This is a genomic window from Shewanella sp. SM32 (assembly GCF_025654235.1).
Taxonomy (GTDB): Bacteria; Pseudomonadota; Gammaproteobacteria; order Enterobacterales; family Shewanellaceae; genus Shewanella; species Shewanella oncorhynchi.
The window spans coordinates 26,885-49,727 of the sequence record NZ_JAKKRO010000034.1; the positions used below are offsets into that span (position 1 = coordinate 26,885).

Below are 22,843 nucleotides of genomic sequence, written 5' to 3' on the forward strand. Positions count from 1 at the left end.
CATCCTAAGCCTGTGATTTTAGCCAAGATGAGAAAGCGGCAATCGCAGGTTCTGATAAACGGCGTTGCTTACAAAAGAAGGTAAATTCAAATCCGGTATGCACATCGGGCAGATTCAAGGCGACTAAACGCCCCGTGGTGATATCGCCAGCCACCATAAAGTCCGGCGCTAGGGCTAAGCCTTGGCCAGCAATCGCCGCTTCAATCGCCATTACAATATGACTAAATACATGCTGTTGTTCGTTATCGAGTGGTATTTGGTGCGCCGATGACCACTTGTGCCAGTCAAGCCCTAATGGTCCTTCATCAACCACCAGCAGGGCTTGTTGCTGGAAATTACTCAGGCTTATGTCGCGCCATTTAAGGTAAAAACTGGGGCTGCATACAGGAATTAAACGCTCTTTGTGCAGTAACTGTTGCCAATAGCCACGTTGATTTAGCTTACCGGCAATGAAGATATCCGCGGTACTGGTGCTTAGATCTGGATCTTGGGTGATCATCTCGAGGCGTATTTTCACGCTCGGATATTGGCGGCGAAAATCGGCGAGTCTTGGGATTAACCATTTTACTGAAAATGAGCTGTAAACGGCTAGGCACAGCTGCTGATTGGGCGTATCGCGCACTTTCAAATTGAGGTCGCTTAACTCGTTGAATATCCGCTCTAACTCTAGAAATAGTCCGTGCCCCTTAGGCGTTAACTGCAGTTTACGCCCCTGACGGTCGAACAGTTGCTCGCCAAAATACTCTTCTAATACTCGCACTTGGTGCGACACTGCACTTTGGGTGATGCACAGTTCATCGGCGGCCTTAGAAAAATGCTGCTGTCTGGCGGCAGCTTCAAACACTTGTAGAGCGCGTAATGGCGGGAGCTTTCTCATGATTTTCAATATCTAAAGGCTTTAGTATGAATTTAATTCATCTAGCATGAGAAAGCATCATTTCAGCTTAAGTTTTGCGAGGATTATCATGCCGCCATTGAGGTTTATGGATGTTAAAAAATGCAACGCCCAGTAGTTATTGGTTTGATTTTATTGATAGTAGGTAATCTATTCAGTGCCTTCTATGATGTGTCGATCAAGTGGTTACCGGACGATGCGAGTGCCTCTACTTTCCTCCTTGTCAGGCAAATCTCTTCAGTATTTATGTTGTTGCCAGTGTGGCTGTATTCGCAGCGTCCGATGACGACACATATCTCAGTTCACCTTTGGCGTGCCAACATAGGCTCAGTTGGCGCGCTTTTTTTAATTATTGGCTTAATGGCATTACCGCTCGCGACAGTTAGCTCATTGTTTTACTCCGCACCGCTAATGATTATTTTGATGGGGTATTTCTTCCTGAGCGAGAGGATCACCGCTGCTCAGACAATCTGTACTGGCTTAGGTTTTGTCGGCATCTTGATTATCCTGCGACCGAGTGAAATGAACTGGTACGGCATTGCTGTGCTGTTTTCTGCTTTTACCTTTGCAGTGAATCAGTTAGCACTTAAAAAAGTACCCCATGCTGAGCATCCCGTGCTAACGCTAATGCTATATAACTTGCTGGGTATTCCGGCAACGTTAGTGATTGCAGCGTTTCAGGGGATTGAGGGTTTGAGTTGGGAGCTGGTGGGCGTGGCCTTGCTGAGCAACGCATTTTTATTGGTTTATCACTGGTTTTGTGTGTTGGCTTACCGCAAGGCCCAGGCGAGTGATATCGCGATTGCGGAATACACAGGCTTGTTGTTTATTGTCTTTTTAGGCTGGTTGTTGTTCGATGAATGGTTGGATAACTTAAGTTGGCTCGGTGCCGCCTTAATCGTATTGCCTTCGTTGTTTTTACCTTGGCTAGGATCGCTCCTATCAAAATCGGCACCTAAGATAGCAGATACACTCACGGGAAAATAACAGCGAGGGTTAAAGCCTAAGTGGGCGAGTTAGCTCACCACTTAGGCTCAAGTTTTAAATAGGTAAACTGCAAAATTACTTAGCATACTCAAATACTTTCACCACTTTACGCACGCCAGCAGTATTACGGGCGATATCAACAGCTAAGTCTGCTTGTGAGCGATGAATAACCCCCAGCAGGAAGACTTCACCATTTTCAGTGATGACTTTAATGCGAGTCACATCCAAATCTTTTTCGTTCAGCATGCGGCCCTTCACTTTGGTTGTAACCCAAGTGTCATTGCTGCGGGTGGTGAAAGAGGTTGGATTGCCAATGCGGATTTGATTATGTATTTTGCCGCCGAGCTTAAGATCTTGTACGACCTTGATGGCTTTATCCCTTAACGTAGAGTTAGGGGCTTGGCCTATCATAAGTACATTGCCATTGACGGATACACCTGTGATATTCGTTTGTTTTTTAAGATCTTCTTGCTCTAGCAGTGCGCTGGTGATCTTAAAATCAGTATTGGTATCATCAAGCTGAGTCTTAACAGTACGTTCGTCGTTGGCCATCATAGCGCCACTGACTGCGCCCACCATAACGGCACCGGCGCAGCCTTGAAGCAGCAAGCAAACCATTAACAGCGGGGCAGCGTGTCTCATTGCTGCTCGTCCTGTGGGAAGAGGGTGCGGTCAATATTGTCACACAGGCAATGGATCACCAGTAAGTGCACTTCTTGGATACGTGCAGTGACATTTGAAGGTACGCGGATTTCCACATCGTTCACGCTCAGTAGGCCAGCCATAGCGCCGCCATCTTTACCTGTTAACGCTACGATAGTCATGTCGCGGCTTAATGCGGCTTCAATGGCTTTAATCACGTTACCTGAGTTACCACTGGTCGAGATCGCTAGCAGAATGTCGCCCGGTTGACCTAAGGCAAAAATCTGTTTTGAGAAAATCTCATCATAGCTATAGTCGTTTGCGATAGCTGTGATGGTTGAAGTATCGGTAGACAGAGCGATGGCCGGTAATGGTGGACGCTCAATCTCGTAGCGGTTTAGCAGTTCTGCTGAGAAATGTTGCGCATCACCAGCACTGCCGCCGTTACCGCAAGCAAGGATTTTATTGCCACCCAAAAGACAGTGCACCATCATCTCGGCCGCTTTGGCGATGGATTCTGGCAGTGCTTCGGCTGCATCGATTTTTGTCTGGATAGATTCAGTAAAGCTGTCTTTAATGCGTTCTAACATGGATAAATCCTTTCAGGATAAAGTGTTGCTATCATGCCATATTTCCACAAGCGTGTTGAGGCACAGACGTTAAAATAATTTGTGTAGTTACTCTTTCACTATTGGCGCTTAAAAGGCATCGACCAGCCAATGAATTTGATCGGCTTCCATGGCGATGACATCGAAACGACAGGGCACATCGAGTCTATTGAGTTGTAAATAGTGGCTAGCCGCTTTGCGAATTCGCGAAATCTGCGCGCTGCTTAGGGCCTGTAATGCGCCGCCATATTGATTTGCCGAACGATACTTCACTTCGACAAATACCCAATGGTTTTTATGGCGCATGATTAAATCAATTTCCCCAAACGGATAGCGGACATTACGTTCGACAAAAGTTAAGCCTTGTTGTTCAAGGTAACGTTGGGCGTGCGATTCTGCCTGCTGTCCGAGAGTCATAACTGGCGGAAGCTACCTCTTTCATAACGTCCCCAGCTTAACTGGCGGTTGACTATGCCATCTGGACTGACAGATAAAGCACCACTGCGGCCATTGAATTGATAGCCTGTGAATGAGCGCATTTGCGCCAAACGGCCGATCAAATCCATTGCATCATAACCCATAACAAACAAACGTTTCTGACTGTTATTCCAGCCCGAAAATAGTGTGTTGACCATCAGATTTTCTTCGCCGTTTTGCATTAGCCAAGGTGCGTCGCTTAGGGTCAGGTTATTTAAATCCTGCGCCGTTTGTGTGCTTTCATTTTCAACTCGGCTGCGGCTTGAGGTATATAAAGGCACAGGTTGTGTGAAAACGCTAAAATTTACGTCGATAAAGGCCTTGAGCAGGGTGAGATCCTGTGGCGTTGAAATCATATAAATGGCATCAATATCTTGGCGCGAGCGGAAGTCGGCTTGTACTGAATTGCCTAACAGCTCTTTAATACGGGCGATCCGCTCTTGGCTATCGCGTACGCCAAGGGCATCTTGTACTGTGGTGCGCATTTTATCACCGCCATCGAAGTAGTGAACTTCGACAGGGTTATCGCTCTTTTTTTTCCATGCTTGAATAAAGCTTTCGGCCATGCGTTTGCCAAGGGCATCGTTACTGGCGAGCAGTAACGGCATAGTTACACCATCTTGATATAAATGCTCCGCCGCATCGGCCGCCTCTTGTGCGGGAGATAATGCAAAGTAGAACTTATTCGGATCGGGGGTGAACTTATCTACTTGATTTAAAAATAGTTGTGGCACAGGCGTAGCAGGTGCTGTATTGGTCGTTTTATCTGGGTTAGCAGTATTAGTCACCGCATTAGTGGCGGCAGTGTTTGCCGCATTGATCACTTGCAGTTGTTCAATTTCAGTTGGCAGTAATGGGCCAATAATAAATTCGGCTCCCGCAGTTAGCGCCTGTTGGTAAGCGCTGGCAGCATCGTTTGCCGTGTCATAAAAGTTGACTGCGACTTGGTCATTTTGCTTGGCCATGTAACTGGCTAATATGCCTTGGCGAATTGCATTGGCAGCGTTAGCTCTTGGCCCCGTCAGCGGCAACAGCACCGCAATGTTTTTTGGCGTAAATGGCTTAGCGTTTAAGGCTCTGTCAAGATCGGCGGGCAGCTTAGCCGCTGCAGGATGATAAGGATTTTGTTTCTGCCATTCGCCTAAGTAGCGTACTAACTGTGTCGGATCGACAGCATAATGCTTCGCGATATAAGCCAATTGCAACCAACCCGTAAACACAGGAGTCTTAGCATCTTGGGTAAAGGCTTTTAAGGTTTGTTCGTGCATTGGCTGCAGCACTTGCCAAATCGCGTTATTCACCTCGTTGGCTTGGGCGGGGGGCAAGTAAGTCGTCAGTAAACTCAGTTCACGCACTTGCTCAATAGGCTGTTTATTCAATTGATATAAATGCGCCTTGAATTGGTGATAAGCCGTCATCTGCCAGCTTGGCAAACTCCAATTGCTTGGATAATTCAGAACTTTAAGTGCATCACTATAGGTGGACGTGTGTTCAAGCACGCGTGCGGTCAAGTATTTATGTTCGGCCAGAAATGTTGGGTTCTGATTCAAGCTTGGCTGTATCGATTTTAGTAGCTTCTGCGCCGCTGCGTAGTCGTTGGCATTGATGTAGGCATGGGCTGCGAGCAGCAGATTAGTATCGCGCTGCTGCGGATCTTTGCTATTGGCGGCTTGTGCCAAATACACATTGGCCGACAAAGGTGCGGATGCTAAAGAGGTGGCCACTGTGGGTGCAGTTCCGGTCGAGGTGGGCGTTGAAGTGCCACAACCCGCCAAGATTACCGATAAAATGGCCACGGAAACGAACTTAGTTGTATTCAGGCTTTTTAACACTGGGCTTCACTCTGGTAAGATGCAGCCTCTAGTTTAACCTTCTCTCGCGCTTGACGAAAGTCTTGGCACTGTCATTACAGAGGTATATATGGACCAAAGCGTCGCACTCTACATAGTTCCTACTCCCATAGGTAATTTGGGCGATATGAGCTCACGGGCAATAGAGGTGCTGAATCAGGTTTCATTGATCGCCTGTGAAGATACTCGCCACAGCGGTAAGTTATTGAGCCACTTTGGTATTACTACAAAAACTACGGCGCTGCATGATCATAACGAGCGTGCTCGTGCCCAGTGGATTGTCGATCAGCTTGCAGCTGGGTTGTCAATTGCATTAATTTCAGATGCGGGTACCCCGCTGATTTCCGATCCGGGTTATCACTTGGTCTCCCATGTGCGCCAATCTGGGTTTAATGTGATCCCTTTGCCCGGCCCTTGCGCGGCAATTACTGCCCTGAGCGCCTCGGGTTTGCCATCGGACCGTTTTTCTTTCGAAGGTTTTCTGCCCTCTAAAGAAAAAGCCCGCGCTGATAAGTTATTGGCATTGAAAGAAGATCCGCGCACGCTGATATTTTATGAATCACCCCACCGCATTGAGCACAGTCTAACGACTATGGTTGAAGTGCTTGGTGGCGAACGCCACGTCGTCATGGCGCGTGAAGTGACCAAAACCTTCGAAACTTTTTTATCTGGTCCTGTCTCAGAGGTGCTTGCCACCGTAAGTACTGACCCGAATCAGCAGAAGGGTGAAATCGTGCTTATGGTGCATGGCTACCATTTGAGTGATGACGAAGCGATTCCCACCGTCGCTATTAATACGCTCAAACTCTTATGTGAAGACTTACCATTGAAGAAAGCCGCAGCAATTGCCGCGCAAATTCATGGACTTAAAAAGAATGCTCTGTATAAATACGGCCTAGAGTCTGATTTATAAGCGCTAAAACGGTTACGAGCGGATTATCTGTGGTGCATCAGGGTGGCTTAGGCTATAATCCGCGCCGAGTTGGCCAGACAGTCGCCGCGTTCGCAAGAACGGGGAGGAAAGTCCGGGCTCCAAAGAGCGGGGTGCCAGGTAACGCCTGGGCGGTGCGAACCGACGACAAGTGCAACAGAGAGTAGACCGCCTACCTGATTTATCAGGTCGGTAAGGGTGAAAGGGTGCGGTAAGAGCGCACCGTGCGGCTAGCAATAGTTCGTAGCAAGGTAAACTCCACCCGGAGCAAGACCAAATAGGGTTCCGTATGGCGTGGCTCGCGTTGGAACCGGGTAGGTCGCTTGAGCCTGTGAGCGATTGCAGGCCTAGATGAATGACTGTCCAAGACAGGACCCGGCTTATCGGCCAACTCACCTCATTCAACAAAAAGCCCGTTTGTCGTAATGACAAACGGGCTTTTTGTTTTTTAATTTATACAGTAATGATAAATTTTATTTGATTAACTCATTAAAAAATCAGAGTTATCTCGTTCTCCCGTCCCTTCAGTCTATCGCTTATTTAGCTTTCAGTTTAGCCGCCATTATAGCTATTTTTAGTCCTTCTTCGTCGCAGGTAAAAATTACTCAATGCAGGTAACATCTACCGTTAACTGAGAGAGTTAATAGAAATAAAGTAGTTATAACCTTTTGTTTTTATGCATTTATATTGTTTGGTATAGCCATTGCATTGGTTTGTACGCAAAGTGCAGCATCTTGTTGCATTGCACAGTGTTCACCAAGGAGGCTTTCTATGGCCAGTTCAAAAAGCGTAGCAGAACAAACTAACAGTAAAGATAGCGGTGCTTTAAATTCACCCACAACAGCGAAAGCAACTGAAGTGACGCACCATGCTGTTGATGTAGTAGCAGAGAAAGCCGCAGTTGCAGAAGACACTTTGCGTAAAACGGCAGCTAGCTCACAGGAAACTCTGGCGCTCAAGCAGGAGGAAATCAAATTACAACTGCAAAGTTCTTATAGCAAAACCCGTGAGTTGGCAGCGCAAAATCCATTGGCTACTGCTGGGATTGCCTTTGCCGCTGGCGTGGTATTAACGGCTTTATTGCGCCGTCGCTAAGGTGGATTTATGCAAAACCGTGCAAGGTCAGAGGCGCCAGAACAAAGGCCCGTCCAGCATAGTGCGCAAACCGCCAAAACTGGGCAGACAGCATCAGCTGCTGCCCAGCATAAAGTAATTGATCAGGCAATGGAGCAACTGGCTGAAATAGCTGTTCTTAGCAGTTCAGTGAAGCAAGCCTATCTCGAGCAGTTGAAGTTGGCCGGGAAAATAGCAACGGCAGAATGGCAGTTAACAGGGCGTAGCCTGATTATCGCTGCGGCTTTAGTCGTCTGTTTTGGTACTGGCATTACGTTATTCTGGGGCAGTATTTTATTGCTGTTGGGCTATATGCTGTTTCAATTGAGCGGTTCGTTATTGGCCTCGGTGATCGCTTTGGTGGTGCTACAGTTTGTTTTATTGCTTTGGTGTTGGCGTAGCCTTGGCTATGTGCTGTCACAAACTGGCTTTTCGAAGACTTGGCAGCAATTACAGCTTTTGCTCTCGACTCGAGAGTCGGAACATCAAAAATAGGAGGCGCGACTATGCTAATTCAACAGTTACTTAAAAAACAGCAGTTGAAGCTGACTGTGCTGACGGAACAAGGCCAGTTGCAGCATGATTTGTTACTGATGAGGAAACTACAATTAGCGCAAAGCAGTCGTGATTTTATAGGGTCGACACCAGGTTTAATCGTCAGTTTTAGCCTTGGCTGCCTGTTTCAAATGCGCCACAACAGCACTGTTAAACTACTGCGTAGCACTTTTGGCTTGCGTTGGATTACCAAACTCATCGCTTGAGAATGATGTAAATGCCGTGATTTCTACCTTAATGATTTCCATTGGTATGGGTTTCGCTGCTATTAGTTGTCGTCAATGCTGCTACAATCATGCCTCGAGTCAGTAAGTGTAAGTATTTTGCTTGTTGTATAGGACAAGGTGTGGGACTGGCGATAAGTTGTTGAATTTGGCTTAAATAAAGAGCTGCTATGCTATGGGCTAATGTGTAGCTTGGAATAATAAATTCGTCAGTGTTGAAGGTGTTGATCAATTTATTTTCAATATGTTGCACAAGTTTAGTTTGTAATTGTTTAGTTGCTGCATCGAGGTCGCTACCTAGTCTAAATGACATGGAACGGCGAAACATGCTGTTTCGGCTAAAAGTAATAAGCAGTTTTTCCAATGAGGGTGGTGTGTTGGTTGAAAGCCAGTCTTCGGTTGACCGTAGATCTTCAAAGATATTTTCAAAAATATTTTGATGTAGTGCAATAAGAATATCCAGCTTGCGTTTGAAGTAGCGATAAAACGTCGTGCGCCCGACATCGGCTTTGTGCGCAATATCTGCCACTGCAATATCACGATAATCTTGTTGTTTAAGCATTTCCTTGAAAACGTGGAGAACCTTGAGCATCGCTCGTGGGCTTTGTTCTATGCGCATGTGGGGCTTGGTGTGCATACTGGATTTTGCTCCAAATTCAATTCAGGCGTTTGATTATACATTAGCCTCAATGGCTCTTGTGTTGTGATTTTTGCTTAAGTGGAACAGATAGGTTCAGGTGTACCATTTGAAACATTCGGGCGAGTTTGTGCCTGATGGTTGGGAATAATGGGCTTTATAGTGACGGTCATAGGGTTAACTGCAATGACAGTGTTACCTGAAATATGAAATTGTCACTACCGATGGAGAATCTGTGATGAGTGAAAATATTGAAGCTGCTCAAAGTGATAAAACAAATTATCCAATCAAACACAAATTAAGAGTAGGTATTTTTCTTTATCCCGGCATGACGATGCTCGATGCCTATGGGCCACTACAGTTTTTAGCCTTTGTGCCATCTTTTGAAACTTTCACTTTTGCGAAAACCAGCATGCTATTACCCTGTGATGCGGGCGTTAACTTACAACCTAATTACGATTTCGATAATTGTCCGCCGATAGATATCCTTTTAGTGCCTGGGAGCGCAAATCCTTTGGCGCAAATACAGGATGAGAAAGTCATTTCTTTCTTAAAACGCAAGGGGGAGCAAGCGCAATACATTACATCTGTATGCACTGGTGCCTTGATTCTTGCAGCAACAGGTTTACTTAATGGTTATCGCACGACCACTCACTGGGCTTATGCTTCAGTATTGGCACAATATCCTCAAATTACTTTTGAAAATAAACGTATTGTGATTGACCGTAATCGGATCAGTGGCGGCGGTATTACTGCAGGGCTCGATTTTGCTTTGGCACTCATTGCCAATATAGAGGGTGAACAACAGGCTAAAACACTGCAGTTATTGTTTGAATATGATCCTAAACCTCCCTTTAATTGCGGTTCTCCCATATTGGCAGACGCTTCTCTGGTACAGAGGGTTGAACAGGAGGTCAGGCAGATAGCGTCAGGATTATTTTAGGCCACAAGGCGCCAAAGATTGTCTTAAAAAGTACATAGTTCATACGATTATTATGTACCTTAGTTTAAAAACTGCTTTTCACTAGGAATCGCCATTCCCAGCTGTTTACTGACTCGCCGCCCGTATAAGGGAGTGAAAAATCAATATGGGCTACGTTGCCATAGCTGGATCGAGAGGAATAAATCCGCGCGCCTATGCCTATGCTACCCAGTGGACCGCTGACTTCGTTATTCTCGGCGAGTTGGCCGCCGGAAGCTTGACCCAGATCGGCAAAGACTGCCCAGCCTAATTCAGCCAGTTGGTATAAGTTGATATTGGGGTAGTTGCGTATCTCGGCGGTCAGTAACCACTGATTATCCCCTTGTTGGTATTCGTTTGGATAACCGCGCACGCCAGTTTCATCCCCTAATCCTTTTGTTAGATCCAGATAAGTGTTCTGTGAAAGGCTAGCCCAAGCTTTGCCATAAGCCGTCCACTTAGGATGAATTTGATAGAAGTATTCGGCTTGAACATCGACCTTATAAGTATCTTTTTGAGTGGTGCCGATAGTGCTTGTTCCCCCCATTTCTAACAGCCACAGTTGATCGTTAAACTTATACCCGCCAGTGCTTTGCCAGTTAACGTGGTAGCCTAAGGGATTATTATCACCTATATCATTGGTTTCTATGCCGAATTGCACATAGTGATGCCAACCTAAGTTAAAGTCTTCATTATTGGTGATCAGGTGAACATTATTCAGTACGTGGAAATCATCTTCGATAAACTCGTACGCGACCCAAGGGTACATAAAGTCCCTGTCTTGAGGGAGCATGGACGTAGGATAGCGCTCAGAATGGGCAAACTCGTGCTTGTCTTGGGTGACACCAGTAATAAAGCGAGAAAGGTGCTGACTGTTTTTATTAATTAACCAGCCATATTGCAGATTGAGATAGTCGACTGTGTGTGTGAACTCATTCACCTCTTGCCCATTTTGTCTGAGGGTATCTGTACGGTTATCGTCTAAAAACTCCGCCGAATACATGGTACTCGTATTGAGGGAATAGAAGGGCTTACTCACATAAACGTGTTTAGCTTGGCCGTCGCTATTGTCGTAGAACTCAGCGGCAACTGTGCCGTGTTCAATAATGCTGAGCGGCGCTTCGAAAGCAAATTTATAGCCATTCCGGGATTCATTGGATTGATATTTAAGTCGAGTGCGGATCCCCGTTCCAAGCAAGTTGTCTTCTTTGAGCCCGAAGGAGTAACGGGTGTCGCCACCTGAACTACTCAAACTCGCTGTCGGTAATAATGACCAATTATCCCAGGTCTCCACCACCACGGACTCAACGGATGGATCGACATCGGCTTGGGGATCTTTTTCTGCGATATAAATTTTCGCATCGCGAATGTAAGGCATTGCCCGCAAAAGTCGTTGGGATTCGTCGAGATCTTTTTGTGTGACAGTATCATTTTCGCTGAAGGTTAGATTATCGAGAACCACATATTCTTTGGTATTGATATGCAGGGCGTTAGCCCAGCGGTGAATGAAAAAAGCATCGGGATCTGACTCATCAAAAATGGGGTTATTGACCACCACAATCTTGCTGACTTTTTGTTTGGTTTGATCTTGGTTTGCGGGATCGGCGAGCTTAGCCTCTTCTGCTTGGGCAATCCTGATTAGGTTGCCAACACAACAAGATAGGATGCATGCATACTGAAAAAATTTCTGCATAAAAGGCCACTCCCATGAAATCGACGACTGCAGCGAAAACAATTTCACGTTGCAATTCACAATTTAATAACACATGGAAAACGAGTGTTAGTCAAGGAAACATTTTAATAAGTTTCTTATTTTACTTAAGGTTAGCTTAAGATTATCTTGAGGTAGCGGCTGGGCGCGGGCTCCAGCCGGATTAGCGATTGTTACAGTGTACGCCTAGGTGGGACAGCGACGTTAGCAAAGATGAGCCCCGCAATCAGCGACATAAAAATCAAAAAGATTTGCGAGCCTATGTGCGACTGATTGAGCATGGTCTCTCCTGAGATCAGTGCATTGAGTCCGATATAGGTTTTACTGCCGGGGACTAAGATCACTATTCCCTGCAACAGGGCGATGGAGGCTGGCGCCTTCATCCAGCGGGCGAAGAGGTTAGAATAAATTCCTACTGCTAAGGCACCAAAGAAGATCCCCACCGAATCACCAAAATAATGTCCGCCGAGCATGGCTGAGAAAAACGCCACTATCCCAGCCAATACGCCCCAAGGCGAATCTTGCATCCTTGCTTTGAAAATAAAAACCAGCGCCATAGATAGAATCGGAACCGCCGACCAAATTGCCCAGCGAGGTAAACCCTCAGGTTCTATGTGAATCGCTTCGCCGAACATAGCTTTACCGATTGCCATGCCGAGCACTGCGCCAAAGTACAGCTTAAATAATTGCATGCTCGCATCCATGATGCGCGCCGTGCCAGAAATTAAATCCCGTGCGGCGAGTTCGGCTAAACCTAAGGTTAAGGCTAAGCCGGGAATAAAAATAATAATGGAGGAGAGGATCACTACTGGGATATTAATATTTGGATCGATACGCGCTATGCCACAGGCTGCGATGGCGCAAAGGATAGTGGCGAAGGGTTCGAGCACTTCGGCCATGCGGGCCGAGCGTTCGGCACGGTATACCAAGCCATAGACGAATAAGCCTAATAATCCTGACCAAAATACATCGTTCCAACCCGTGCCCATCAGCATAGCGAAAGCGGCGGCAGAAGTTCCAAAAGAAAAGCAAGTTAATACAGGGCCATAGGGATTGGGTTTATTGGCAATTTCTTCTAAGCGATCTAAGGCCTCGGCCAAAGTGCGTTTACCTGAGGTTAACTCATCGACCAATTCATCGGTGCGGGCGAGTGAACCTAAATCGAGTTCACCGGGCTTAACGCGAGCGGCATGGTTATATTCTTGATCGGTATCATGTTGCAAAACGAAGGTCATCGACGTCGGAGAAATAAGGAAATAGCCTTCGATACCTAAGGTGCGAGCAACGGTTTGTAAGTGGGTTTCTAGACGATAAGCGGGTGTGCCAAACTTATGCAAGGCTTTGCCTAGCTTTATGATAAATCTGCGTTTTTCGATAAACTCGTCGTTATCCAATCGGGGTATTCACTGTATAAAAAGTTGTAGGGAATGACGCGCGCATATTAACCTATCTTGTCTATAAAAGGTTAATGGCTTTTAACCTTAATACAAATAAATTGCTGATTTTTTGCAGCTCGGGCTATAGTCAGCTTTTTGATAAGGGGAAATAGGCATGTCTTTGATGGTAACGGGTCTTTACGCTAGCCTCACAGGGCTATTAATTGTCGCTTTGGCTTATCGAGTAGTGAAATTAAGGCGAGGTCAGAAAATCGGCCTAGGCGATGGTGGTAACAGCACCTTAGCTTTGGCTAATCGAGTGCATGTTAACCTGATCGAAAATGCGCCTATCGTATTGATTTTAATGCTGGTGGCCGAAGCGGGTGGCTTGCCTGCATTTTATTTACACTGTTTTGGGACCGTGTGGATAGTGGCGCGCTTACTCCATGCTATTGGCTTAACTCAAGGCCAAGGTGGTTACCATTTTGGTCGTTTTTGGGGCGTATTGCTCACTTGGCTAGTGATTATCAGTTTGGCGTTGGTGAATTTGTTGCATTTTGCTCAAGGTTTAGGAAAGGGTCTCTAGGCTCGCAGGTTTGGGCGGTCAATTCCGCCCTAAGCCATATCCATAGCGGATTTAGGGGTATTACGCTTCTGGCTCAAATACCCCTGAAAATGCCTCGATTGGTGTTTTTTTAATCGCATTTATCCTCCATTCCCTGCTATACTCCGCGTCCCTAAATTGGCGTAACTTATTTTCGTGGCGCCTTTATTCGACATTACGTTTTCGGGTCACAATCCATGCAAGTTGAATCCACACTCTTTAGTCATCCCAAGTATTGGGCCACGGGCGACAGCACTGCGCCTTTCTTACCTATGTCTCGCAAGGAGATGGATAAGCTTGGTTGGGATAGCTGTGACATCATCATAGTCACAGGCGACGCTTATGTGGATCACCCAAGCTTTGGCATGGCGGTGATCGGCCGTATGTTAGAGGCTCAGGGTTACCGAGTTGGGATTATTTCCCAGCCAGATTGGTCGAGCAAAGACGCCTTTATGCAATTGGGCCGCCCGAATCTGTTTTTTGGCGTCACCGCCGGTAACATGGATTCGATGATCAACCGTTACACTGCCGACCGTCGTTTACGCTCCGACGATGCTTATACTGCGGGGGATATTGGTGGTAAGCGCCCAGATCGCGCCGTGACTGTGTACACCCAGCGTTGTAAAGAAGCCTTTAAAGATGTGCCTGTGATTATTGGTGGTATCGAAGCCAGTTTACGCCGCATCGCCCATTACGATTATTGGTCGGACAAAGTGCGTCGCAGTGTGATTTTCGATGCCAAGGCCGACATTTTGATGTACGGCAACGCCGAGCGTCCTTTAGTTGAAGTGGCACGCCGCTTAGCAGCCGGTGAACCGATAAGCTCGTTGCACGATGTGCGTGGCACAGCTGTTATCCGTAAAGAGCCACTGCCCGAATGGCGCGGTATGGACTCGCGCAAGATTGACCAACTGCACAAGATAGAGCCGCTGCCGAATCCTTACGGCGCCGATGATGTGGGTTGTGCTAACTTGTCTGGCCCGTCGGATGTGAAAATTTTCGATAACGAAGCCCCTAAGCCTATTAGCGTTCAACCGCCTAAACCTAAGCCATGGGATAAAACCTATGTGCTGCTGCCAGCGTTTGAAAAAGTCTCTGAAGACAAATATTTATATGCCCATGCTTCACGGATTTTGCACCAAGAGCAAAACCCAGGTTGTGCCCGTGCGTTATTTCAACCCCATGGCGACCGCGCCGTTTGGGTGAATCCGCCCGCATGGCCGCTCAATACCGATGAGATGGATGCCGTATTCGATTTACCTTACCAGCGTATTCCTCATCCGATTTACGGCAAGGAAAAAATCCCTGCCTATGACATGATCAAGACGTCAATCAACATCATGCGTGGTTGCTTTGGTGGCTGTTCTTTCTGCTCGATTACCGAGCATGAGGGCAGAATCATTCAGAGTCGTTCACAAGAGTCGATTGTTAAAGAAATCAAAGATATTCAGGAAAAAGTGCCAGGCTTTACTGGGGTGATTTCCGATTTAGGCGGCCCAACCGCCAACATGTATCGTTTAGGTTGTACCAGCGAGAAGGCTGAAAAAACCTGTCGTCGTTTATCCTGTGTGTTCCCATCGATTTGCGGCCACTTAGGCACAGATCATAAACACACTATCGACCTGTACCGCGCGGCGCGTGCTGTACCTGGTATCAAGAAAGTATTGATCGCCTCTGGCGTGCGTTACGACTTGGCAATCGAAGATCCTGCTTACGTTAAAGAGTTAGTGCAGCACCATGTGGGCGGCTACTTAAAAATCGCCCCTGAGCATACCGAAGAAGGTCCGCTCAGTAAGATGATGAAGCCTGGCATGGGCGCCTACGATAAGTTTAAAGAATTGTTCGATAAGTTTTCTAAGGAAGCGGGCAAAGAGCAGTTCCTGATCCCTTACTTTATTTCGGCGCATCCAGGTACGACCGACGAAGACATGGTGAACTTAGCGTTGTGGTTGAAGGAACGTAAGTTTAAGCTCGATCAAGTACAGAATTTTTATCCGTCACCGATGGCGAATGCGACCACGATTTATCATACCGAGTTAAACTCGCTGAAAAACGTTAAGCACACCAGCGAAGTGGTATCGGTGCCGAAGAAAGGGCGCCAACGTCGCTTGCACAAAGCATTGCTCCGTTATCACGATCCTGCGGGTTGGCCATTAATCCGTGAAGGCTTAACCGCCATGGGGCGTGAAGACTTGATCGGTAATAGTCCGCATCAGTTAGTGCCGCCAGAAGGTCGAAATGAGCGCGGACCTAAGTGGATGAAAGATGCCAACCAAGGCCAAAAAGCCTTTACGCGCTTCTCGAGTAATCAATTTGATGACCGCAAGGGCGATGGCAAATCTAAAGGTGCGGCGAAAGGCGGCGCACAAACTCAGGCTGGTGCTGAGTCAAAACCTGCCAGCAAAGGTGGAAAACCCGCTGCGAATGGCGCTAAGCCAACGGGATCTAAACCAACTGGCTCTAAACCTAGTGGAGTCCATTCGAGCCGTCCGGGAGCAAAAGCGCCCTTCGGCCAGTCTGGTTTTAAGGCCGGCGGCGCTCAAGCGAACAGCAGTGCTCAAGGCGGAAGCCCATCAAAAACGGGTGGTAAACCTGCAGGAAAGCCCTCTCAGGGGCGCCAACAGGCTAAGTAACACTTTTCACCATCACAAATAATGTTCAAAGGCCGCTCCAGATATGAGTTTGGAGTGGCCTAGCTAGCATGGTCATTCCGCTAAAATAGTCCTCAACTGGTATCGCTGGGCGAACTATTATAAGATCCCTGTCTGATGTTTATGTCTACTATTTGTTTATATTCGATATTTTAGCTATACATCTCACCCATATCCGCGGTTCGTTAACTAACATTAGATATTATGAATAAAAAGCGTAGACCCAGTCTTCAAGACGTTGCCGATCAAGTTGGGGTCACCAAAATGACGGTGAGTCGCTATTTAAAAAATCCAACAAGGGTGGCACAAAGCACTCAAGAGAAGATTGCTGTCGCACTAGAAACCTTAGGTTATATTCCTAATCGCGCGCCGGAAATTTTAGCGCAAGCAACCAGTCGCGCCATTGGCGTGTTAGTGCCTTCGTTAACCAACCAAGTATTTGCTGAAGTGCTGCGCGGTATCGAGAATGTGACCGGCAAACGCGGTTATCAAACCATGCTGGCTCACTACGGGTATCAGGCTGAATTAGAAGAAGAGCGGGTTGCATCACTGCTCTCTTACAATATCGATGGCTTACTCTTGTCCGAAAGTTACCACACGCCGCGTACCGTGCGAATGATTGAAACGGCGGGCATTCCGGTCATCGAAATGATGGATAGCGTGTCGCCTTCGATTCAACAGTGTGTGGGTTTCGATAACACTGCGGCCGCATGCGAAATGGTTAAGGCCATGATTGCACAAGGCTATCGCCACATTGCCTACCTAGGCGCGCGCATGGATATTCGTACTCAGCTTAAGATGCGAGGCTACGAGTTAGCGATGCAGCAAGCTCAGCTTACACCTTTGGCGATGACCACAAATGAGGCCTCGTCGTTTTCCTTGGGGGCGTCGTTATTGCAACAAACATTAGCGAAATATCCCTATGTGGATAGTTTTTTCTGCACCAACGATGATTTAGCGGCGGGGGTGATATTTGAGTGTCAAAGACAAGGCATCAAGATCCCTGAACAAATTGGCGTTGCAGGGTTTCATGGCCATGATATTGGCCAATCTATGACGCCAAAATTGGCGAGCATTATTACGCCGAGAAAGGAGATTGGTCGAATTGCTGCCACTGAGCTATTAGACAGGTTAAATGGCAAAGAGATAGCAGATTCGGTTATCGATCTGGGCTATCGTATTGATTTAGGGGAAACACTGTAGACTTCCCCTCGTTCTTTCGCTTAACGACTTATGTTTGTCATCACAGGTTATCGTTAGAGAAACGCAGAGATGATGACTGCGACTATGCCGCCCGTCGTACCAATAATGGTCTCCATTACAGTCCAAGTTTGCAGTGTTTGTTTTTCTGATAATCCAAGAAAACGGTTAGCGAGCCAGAAGCCTGAGTCATTGACGTGTGAGAGCACAATCGAACCACCGCCAATGGCAATCGTAATTGCCGCCAATTGAGCACCATCTAAGTTTAGTGGTTCAAGTATTGGGATGATAAGGCCGCAAGCCGTTAACATGGCCACGGTTGCCGACCCTTGGATCACGCGTACCGACGCCGATAAAATAAATGCCAGTATTACAATCGGTAATCCCGAACCTGCCAACATATTGCCTAATGCATCGCCAACCCCCGAATCAATCAGCACTTGCTTAAACACGCCGCCAGCACCGGTGACGAGAATAATGATCCCAGCAGGTTGGAGCGCACTGCTACAGATTTCCATGATGCGCTCATTGGGAATATTGCGTCTCACGCCCAGCACATAGAATGCGATTAAACAGGCTAGCAAAATGGCGGTGAAGGGATGACCTATCAAGGCGAGCCAATTATGCAGATCGGATTTTTCATCAATAAAGCGTGACACAACTGTCTTTAAACCGATAAGCAGCAGTGGGAACACCACAATACTGATTGATAGCGCGAATGAGGGGATCGGTCCGCCTTCTCGTTCACCTTTTTCCTGCTGCTCGTGGGCAGGCAGCTCAACATGGACTTTTTGGGAGATGAGGCTGGCAAAGAGTGGGCCGCCTAGAATCATCGCCGGAATCGATGCCAATAAACCGAAGACTATCATGTAACCAAAGTCGGCATTGAGCTGGGAAGCGACCAAAATAGGCCCTGGTGCAGGGATGAGAAATGCCTGACAAGTGGCAATACCCGCGAGCAGTGAAATACCAATTTTAACGACGCTGCCGCCCCCTTTACGAACCACGGCAAAGGCGATGCCAATCAGCAGTACCACAGCAACATCGAAGAAGAGGGGGAGCGCACAGATAAAGCCTGTAAAGGTCATGGCCCAGTGAGCTTTGTCGTTACCAAATTTATTCAGCAGTGTATGGGCTATCTGATCTAGCGCGCCAGTCTCTTCCATTACCCGGCCAAACATGGCTCCCAAAGCGACCACCACCGCAACAAAGCCCAGTGTTCCCCCCATACCTTGTTGAATTGTATTGGTAATATCAGCTGGGTTCATACCAGAGAAAAGGCCGGCAATTATCGACACCAGTATCAGTGATACTACTGCATGTAATCTCACTTTCATCACTAAGAACAGTAGCAGGGCGATTGAACCCAGTGCTGTCAGAATCAATGACATATCAGACATAAGAGGACTTTTCCTTGTTAGTTAAGTTGTCCACATTTTTGTAGGTTACCGGTAACATGTTACCCGTAATATGGTAGAGTGGGAAGTGACTAAATTCGAGAATTGGCATGAGGTTAACAAAGTGACTGAGAGAAAAAAAGGCAATAGCTATGTGTTCATGGGCGTCTCTAGTTGTGGCAAATCTTCGATTGGTGCCGCGGTCGCAGAGGCTTTAGAGACGAAATTTATTGATGGTGATGATCTGCATCCTAGAGCCAATATTATCAAGATGAAATCTGGCTCACCGCTCAACGATAGCGATCGCGCTCCTTGGCTTGAGCGCATCAACGACGCTGTGTATAGCATTGAGCAAAAGGGTGAGCAGGGGGTTATTGTCTGCTCTGCACTGCGTCGCCAGTATCGTGACTTAATCCGTCAGAACAATAGCAAGCTGGTATTCATTCATCTATACGGAGATTTTGAATTAGTCAAAACACGCATGTTTGCCAGAACAGCCCACTTCATGCCGATTGAGCTACTCAAGAGTCAGTTCGACACGCTGGAAATGCCCGCGACTGATGAAGCTGACGTTATCCAAGTGAGTATAGATGGCACTTTCGAAGAAGTCGTACAACGCTGTATTAATGCGATAAATGGCGAAGGGTAGGGTAAACGTTGGCCATTGAAGTCAAGCGCAAAGTCGTAATGCACATCGGCTTAAACCGCTCAATTTGTTAGAAAAAAGCCACTCCAGAAACTAACTTGGAGTGGCGTAGAGATAATGGTAAGCCTGCGGTACCATCCAATGAGTGTTACGGCGAGCGTTTGTAGACGGAACGTGCGCCGCACCTCAGCCTCAAATAAGCTCACGCATATGAGCGATGACGCGAGCTGCCTATCCTGCTAAACATGATTTAACTCAACATGTGATTAGAACTGTCACTGAAGACTGTTACTCAAAATCGTCCTGCTTCATGCGACTAAGCAATGCCAAAGTAGAATGAGCGCTTTAGCAACCTTGGTTAATATCCCCTTGAGCCTTAAAAGAAGTAGTTAATCCCGACTGCGAAGCTGTTGTCTTCCTGTGCTTCAAGTGCAGGATCATCCATATCACTGAAATCTAGCTTCATCTCGGCAAACATCACAGTGTCGTTACTGTAGCGATAATGCAGCCCCAGCATGGCAAATTGGCGAGTCCATTGACCTTGAATCGGCGTAGCTGCATCAGTGTCTAAATCTAAATAACTGAGTACAACCATGGGCACAAATCCGTTGTCGAATTGATAGGCCGTCATCACCTCGGCACCAGTGGCGTCGTAGAGATCGCCGTTGACCAGTTCATTATTTTTACTTTTGTGAGCGTTAAAGCCCACATAGAGACCGCTGGCCTCCCGTCCTTCGGCATAGTGATAGTAGTCACCATACATGGCACCAATGCCGATAATTTCATTGGTTTCATCGACTTGAGTATTGCCTAAGTGGCCTTCAAAATCGCCGCGGTTAAAACCTGCGAGTAGCTTAAATTTATCGGTTATCGCATAAGTGATACTGGCGCCGTAGCTGCTGTCGAAACTCAGTTCTGAGTTGGTCATCTCGCTACCATCATCGTTTTTTAGGCTGACATCACCATTGGTTTTGGCGGCATATTGCAGGGCGATTTGTACTGGGCCTAAATTATTACGGTAAATGAAGGCGGAATCGGCACGGCCTGTACCTGTGAGGCTGCCATCACCGAAGGTGTAAGCGCCAACGCTGTAACCTGCAAATACGTTCGGTAAATCTGTAGTGCCTGCGACATCGTAGTAGGCGCCCCATTGTTTACCGAAACTCAGGTTGCCCCATGTATCATGGGACATACCAACATAACCTAAGCGGTTATAGAGAAAATCATCGGTTTTTTCGGCGGCGAGTTTGCCCCCTTGCATCACTAGCCCATCGTCGCTGGAGACCATGTTGATCCCCCATTCCGTGGTAGCAAAGGCGGTCCAGCCATTTCTTTCGCTGCGCTCGAAACTAAATCTGAGGCGCGAAGAATCGTCAATAACTGAGGTGTCGTGGCTGTCATTCAAGGCTGCAAACCCTAACCAACCGGTTAAATCTAAGGTGTTTTTTTGATCTTTATAGAGTTCAACCGCCTGACTGCTGGTGGCCGTTAATAGCATAGGTAACACTAAAGCGAGACAAGTCTTATTCATAAATCCCCCGATAATGAGCAAGTATTCTCCAGGGGATCATAGGCTTGGCCTATGATCCCTGAGTTATCGTTAGTCTTGATGTGGATGTTGGTATTAATTGTTTCCGATCATGCGTTAGCCGTATTTAGGCTGGACGTGTGTCGGCAACAGGCGCTTGGTTTGAGATCACGCCGAAAATAGTCCAACCGAAGAAGGTGGCTATGGCGCCAAGCATCACTGCGGTTTCGCCAGAGCTGTACAGAGCGTAAAAGCTATATAACGCACCGATTACGGCGATCACGTTGGCAACGCGGGCTTTATTGATAGGCACTTTTTGCTGTCTTTGCATTATGCCAAGCGCGGCCATAGATAAGATATAAGGCACAATGTTGGTGACGACGGCGAGGTTAACGAGTGCTTCGAACTGCTTACTCAGTGATGGGCTAATGGTCATCAGCGATAATGCTGTTTGGATCGAGACGATAATAGTCATGCCCCAAATTGGCGCATCGGCTTTGCTGACTTTAGAGAAAATTTTAGGAAAAAATCCTTCATCGGCAGAGGCTTTAAACACTTGGGCAATAGTGAACTGCCAACCTAAGAGTGATCCAGTACAGGAGATAATGGCGCAGGCCATCACGATTTTACCAACTACTGGATTAAACATTTGTGCGAAGGCTAAGCCGAATGGCGCATTCGACATGGCAAGCTCGGCATTTGGCACAATACCGGCAATGACGTTAGTGGAAACGATATAAATCACTGCTGCACCTAAGGTACCGCCCATCACGGCGATAGGTACGTTTTTTTCTGGGTTATCGACGGCTTCTGAGTTTGCACAGGCCGATTCTAAACCGAGGAACGCCCACAAAGTCATAGCGATAGAACCGCCTAACGCTTTGAAGAATGGCATATCATGCGGGTTCCATGCGCCTTTATAGAGGTCGATGTCAAACCAGAACCAACCAATTAAAGATACGCCAATCACTGGCAGAATAATTCCCCACACAGTCACGCTACTGACGCGACCCGTGATGCGGGCACCACCGAAGTTAGCAATGGTTGCCAACCAAAGTACACCAATGGTCGCAAGACAAATTGCCATCGGGCTTAAGTTAACTTCCAGCAACACGGCAGCGTAACCCACGGCAGAGATGGCAATCGCGACGTTGGCGATTAACAGCGAGACGGCATAGGTGTAGTTGGCCATAAAGTTGCCAGAACGGCCGAAGGCATACTCGGCATAACCGCCCATACCACCGGATTTTTTACTGAACATACCGCACTTAGCAAAGGCGAAGGCGAGGGCCGTTGACCCTGCAGCTGTTACTAACCAAGATAAAATGGAGATAGTACCGACTTGAGCTAATTGGGTTGGCAGCATAATAATGCCCGAACCCATCATGTTGACTATGGTGATAATAGTTAATTGGACGACGCCAATTTTATTTTCTGATTTACTCATACTAATAACCTAATTTAGGTGACTTATTATAGGATGCATGAATTTGACTGCAGAGTGGGGTTAATAAACTCTGCAGTCAGTCTTCATTATTTATTTAGTACATAGCCCATTGCTTGAATTTTGCCGTCTGCGGTATTTTCGAGATAAACACCTTGCACTGAAGGATCCCCTCATAAATCAGCCATAGCATAGCCATATTTGAGCAACTGATTGGCGAATAATACCCAGGCCGCCAGCAATTCTTTCTCCGTGATTTGATAATCAGGCCGCCTGAGTACCTCCAATCCCAAGCGAATCGTTGAGAGTACCGTTCGATGCCCAATGGTATTGGCCTGAAAATGCTTATCCCAGCCCTGTTGCTGTGCGTGTAAACCAACTAGCCACAACAGGCATTGAACCATCA

At 47.0% G+C, this 22,843-nt stretch carries 21 protein-coding genes, 1 other RNA gene and 1 pseudogene; 11 read left to right on the top strand and 12 right to left on the bottom strand.

Annotated features, from left to right (window positions below; genetic code table 11):
* Positions 1 to 4: 4 nt before the first annotated feature.
* Positions 5 to 877: a LysR substrate-binding domain-containing protein gene (locus L5M10_RS14350; protein ID WP_173913161.1), complete on the bottom strand. Its 873-nt coding sequence runs from the start codon at positions 875 to 877 to the stop codon at positions 5 to 7.
* Positions 878 to 997: 120 nt separating this feature from the next.
* Here L5M10_RS14350 and L5M10_RS14355 point away from each other — a divergent pair, with 120 nt between their 5' ends.
* Positions 998 to 1,882 carry a DMT family transporter gene (locus L5M10_RS14355; protein ID WP_131525400.1) on the top strand — a complete coding sequence of 295 codons (885 nt, stop codon included), beginning with the start codon at positions 998 to 1,000 and terminating at the stop codon, positions 1,880 to 1,882.
* A 75-nt stretch (positions 1,883 to 1,957) separates the two neighbouring features.
* On the opposite strand, the gene dolP is transcribed toward L5M10_RS14355, so the two are convergent.
* The 4 genes from dolP to L5M10_RS14375 all read right to left on the bottom strand — a co-directional run bounded on the left by dolP (position 1,958) and on the right by L5M10_RS14375 (position 5,441).
* A complete protein-coding gene (dolP, locus tag L5M10_RS14360; protein ID WP_105250526.1) occupies positions 1,958 to 2,524 on the bottom strand; it encodes a division/outer membrane stress-associated lipid-binding lipoprotein in 567 nt (188 codons plus the stop codon).
* Positions 2,521 to 3,114, bottom strand: a complete 594-nt coding sequence (locus L5M10_RS14365) for a phosphoheptose isomerase (protein ID WP_105250525.1) — start codon at positions 3,112 to 3,114, stop codon at positions 2,521 to 2,523. Before L5M10_RS14365 ends, dolP begins: the two co-directional genes overlap by 4 nt.
* A gap of 108 nt (positions 3,115 to 3,222) precedes the next feature.
* Positions 3,223 to 3,549, bottom strand: a complete 327-nt coding sequence (locus L5M10_RS14370; RefSeq protein ID WP_105250524.1) for a YraN family protein — start codon at positions 3,547 to 3,549, stop codon at positions 3,223 to 3,225.
* Positions 3,546 to 5,441, bottom strand: a complete 1,896-nt coding sequence (locus L5M10_RS14375; RefSeq protein ID WP_263255465.1) for a penicillin-binding protein activator — start codon at positions 5,439 to 5,441, stop codon at positions 3,546 to 3,548. Before L5M10_RS14375 ends, L5M10_RS14370 begins: the two co-directional genes overlap by 4 nt.
* Positions 5,442 to 5,529: 88 nt before the next feature.
* Between L5M10_RS14375 and rsmI the strand changes: the two genes are divergently transcribed.
* The 5 genes from rsmI (at position 5,530) to L5M10_RS14400 (ending at position 8,264) form a co-directional block, all read left to right on the top strand.
* Positions 5,530 to 6,372 carry a 16S rRNA (cytidine(1402)-2'-O)-methyltransferase gene (rsmI, locus tag L5M10_RS14380; RefSeq protein ID WP_263147644.1) on the top strand — a complete coding sequence of 281 codons (843 nt, stop codon included), beginning with the start codon at positions 5,530 to 5,532 and terminating at the stop codon, positions 6,370 to 6,372.
* Positions 6,373 to 6,437: 65 nt separating this feature from the next.
* Positions 6,438 to 6,789: RNase P RNA component class A (rnpB, locus tag L5M10_RS14385), an RNA gene on the top strand.
* 372 nt (positions 6,790 to 7,161) lie between these two features.
* Positions 7,162 to 7,485 carry a DUF883 C-terminal domain-containing protein gene (locus L5M10_RS14390; protein ID WP_105250521.1) on the top strand — a complete coding sequence of 108 codons (324 nt, stop codon included), beginning with the start codon at positions 7,162 to 7,164 and terminating at the stop codon, positions 7,483 to 7,485.
* Between the two features lie 9 nt (positions 7,486 to 7,494).
* Positions 7,495 to 7,998: a hypothetical protein gene (locus tag L5M10_RS14395; RefSeq protein WP_219234833.1), complete on the top strand. Its 504-nt coding sequence runs from the start codon at positions 7,495 to 7,497 to the stop codon at positions 7,996 to 7,998.
* Between the two features lie 11 nt (positions 7,999 to 8,009).
* The gene (locus L5M10_RS14400) at positions 8,010 to 8,264 is read left to right on the top strand and encodes a hypothetical protein (protein WP_263174065.1); all 255 of its coding nucleotides are present in this window, start codon (positions 8,010 to 8,012) and stop codon (positions 8,262 to 8,264) included.
* Between the two features lie 28 nt (positions 8,265 to 8,292).
* Here L5M10_RS14400 and L5M10_RS14405 read toward each other — a convergent pair whose 3' ends face one another.
* Complete coding sequence (locus L5M10_RS14405) at positions 8,293 to 8,919, bottom strand: TetR/AcrR family transcriptional regulator (RefSeq protein WP_219234835.1); 627 nt, start codon at positions 8,917 to 8,919, stop codon at positions 8,293 to 8,295.
* A 238-nt stretch (positions 8,920 to 9,157) separates the two neighbouring features.
* Here L5M10_RS14405 and L5M10_RS14410 point away from each other — a divergent pair, with 238 nt between their 5' ends.
* Entirely contained in the window at positions 9,158 to 9,862 is a 705-nt protein-coding gene (locus L5M10_RS14410) for a DJ-1/PfpI family protein (RefSeq protein WP_173496136.1), read from the top strand.
* 64 nt (positions 9,863 to 9,926) lie between these two features.
* Here L5M10_RS14410 and L5M10_RS14415 read toward each other — a convergent pair whose 3' ends face one another.
* A complete protein-coding gene (locus tag L5M10_RS14415; protein WP_263147632.1) occupies positions 9,927 to 11,573 on the bottom strand; it encodes a hypothetical protein in 1,647 nt (548 codons plus the stop codon).
* Positions 11,574 to 11,764: 191 nt separating this feature from the next.
* Positions 11,765 to 12,985 (bottom strand): threonine/serine exporter ThrE family protein, encoded by a 1,221-nt coding sequence (locus L5M10_RS14420; protein WP_105250515.1) that lies wholly within the window; start codon positions 12,983 to 12,985, stop codon positions 11,765 to 11,767.
* A gap of 157 nt (positions 12,986 to 13,142) precedes the next feature.
* Here L5M10_RS14420 and L5M10_RS14425 point away from each other — a divergent pair, with 157 nt between their 5' ends.
* The 3 genes from L5M10_RS14425 (at position 13,143) to gntR (ending at position 17,425) form a co-directional block, all read left to right on the top strand.
* The gene (locus L5M10_RS14425; RefSeq protein WP_113941441.1) at positions 13,143 to 13,553 is read left to right on the top strand and encodes an MAPEG family protein; all 411 of its coding nucleotides are present in this window, start codon (positions 13,143 to 13,145) and stop codon (positions 13,551 to 13,553) included.
* Positions 13,554 to 13,768: 215 nt separating this feature from the next.
* A complete protein-coding gene (locus L5M10_RS14430; protein ID WP_263255466.1) occupies positions 13,769 to 16,204 on the top strand; it encodes a YgiQ family radical SAM protein in 2,436 nt (811 codons plus the stop codon).
* A 222-nt stretch (positions 16,205 to 16,426) separates the two neighbouring features.
* On the top strand, positions 16,427 to 17,425 hold the full coding sequence (gene gntR, locus L5M10_RS14435) for a gluconate operon transcriptional repressor GntR (RefSeq protein WP_263207504.1): 999 nt from the start codon (positions 16,427 to 16,429) through the stop codon (positions 17,423 to 17,425).
* Between the two features lie 53 nt (positions 17,426 to 17,478).
* On the opposite strand, the gene gntU is transcribed toward gntR, so the two are convergent.
* A complete protein-coding gene (gene gntU, locus L5M10_RS14440) occupies positions 17,479 to 18,822 on the bottom strand; it encodes a gluconate transporter (protein WP_105250511.1) in 1,344 nt (447 codons plus the stop codon).
* Positions 18,823 to 18,907: 85 nt separating this feature from the next.
* On the opposite strand from gntU, the gene L5M10_RS14445 reads away from it, so the two are divergent.
* A complete protein-coding gene (locus L5M10_RS14445; protein WP_113941472.1) occupies positions 18,908 to 19,468 on the top strand; it encodes a gluconokinase in 561 nt (186 codons plus the stop codon).
* Between the two features lie 373 nt (positions 19,469 to 19,841).
* Here L5M10_RS14445 and L5M10_RS14450 read toward each other — a convergent pair whose 3' ends face one another.
* From L5M10_RS14450 to L5M10_RS14460, 3 genes and pseudogenes are all read right to left on the bottom strand, one after another.
* On the bottom strand, positions 19,842 to 20,996 hold the full coding sequence (locus tag L5M10_RS14450; protein WP_263223305.1) for a porin: 1,155 nt from the start codon (positions 20,994 to 20,996) through the stop codon (positions 19,842 to 19,844).
* A 124-nt stretch (positions 20,997 to 21,120) separates the two neighbouring features.
* Positions 21,121 to 22,440: a putrescine-ornithine antiporter gene (gene potE / locus L5M10_RS14455; protein ID WP_105250509.1), complete on the bottom strand. Its 1,320-nt coding sequence runs from the start codon at positions 22,438 to 22,440 to the stop codon at positions 21,121 to 21,123.
* 170 nt (positions 22,441 to 22,610) lie between these two features.
* A pseudogene (locus L5M10_RS14460) lies at positions 22,611 to 22,843 on the bottom strand (IS4 family transposase); the annotation flags it as partial.